Genomic DNA, 1,170 nt, shown 5'->3' on the forward strand with positions numbered 1-1,170 from the left:
TTGAAAACGGGCGGGGCTTATGTGCCAATGGACCCCTCTTTCCCGGCAGAGCGCATCGACTATATCTTATCTGACAGTGGCAGCCGCATCTGTATAGATGATGCGCTGATCACAGATTTTGTACAGCACCAGGCGGCTTATGCGGGCAGCTGGGAACTGCCGGCTACCAGCGAGGATTCACTGGCCTATGTGTTATATACCTCTGGTTCTACCGGTCGCCCGAAAGGTTGTATGCTGGGGCATAAGGGCGTAGTGAATCGCCTGGAATGGATGTGGCGTACCTACGGCTTCACGAACGATGATGCCGTATTACAGAAAACGACTTTCACTTTTGATGTATCGGTATGGGAGATCTTCCTGCCGCTGTGCTGGGGTTGCCGGCTGGTACTTTGTGAAGATGAGGATGTAGTGTCTCCTGCACGTATCGGCGCGCTGATAGCCACGCATCAGGTCACGCATATTCATTTTGTGCCGGGCATGCTGGACATGTTTATGGCAGCAGCAGATACCGACCTGTCATCTTTAAAACAGGTGATCGCCAGTGGAGAGGCGCTGTCGGTAAGAACGGTGAACACCTGGTACAGCAAAACGGCCGTGCCGTTAAATAACCTGTATGGCCCTACAGAAGCATCGATAGACGTGACCAGCTTTGTGACGCGTGTAGGCCTGGACGTTATTCCTATCGGTAAACCAGTAAGCAATACCCGTTTATATGTGCTGGATGCCAACCGGCAGCTGTTACCGGTAGGCGTAGCCGGAGAGTTGTACATCGGCGGGGTGCAGCTGGCGCAGGGTTATCTCAACAGGCCGTTGCTGACAGAGAGTAGCTTTGTGGACCATCCGTTCATCGCGGGCGAGCGGCTGTACCGCACGGGCGACCTGGTACGCTGGCAGCCGGATGGCAACCTGGTATACATGGGCCGCACCGATGATCAGGTGAAAGTGCGGGGGTATCGGATAGAGTTGGGCGAAGTAGAGCATGCGCTGCTCAGTCTGCCGGATATCACCGGCGCAAGTGTGCGGGCGGTAAAAGATAAAAACGGCGAATATAACCTGATCGGATATGTGATCAGTGAGGTGGCTCAGAGCAGCAGCGTCTTGTATGAACGGCTGTTGGAGCGTATCCCGGCGTACATGGTGCCGGGCCGGTTTATGCAGCTGTCCCGTTTC

At 54.8% G+C, this 1,170-nt stretch carries 1 protein-coding gene; it reads left to right on the plus strand.

Going from position 1 to position 1,170, the window contains the following annotated elements; all coding sequences use genetic code 11:
* Nucleotides 1–1,170 (plus strand): amino acid adenylation domain-containing protein (locus tag ICL55_RS34860; RefSeq protein ID WP_188106692.1); only part of this gene is annotated, 1,170 nt, incomplete at both ends.

The sequence above is a fragment of the Chitinophaga varians genome, from assembly GCF_014529945.1.
GTDB lineage: Bacteria > Bacteroidota > Bacteroidia > Chitinophagales > Chitinophagaceae > Chitinophaga > Chitinophaga varians.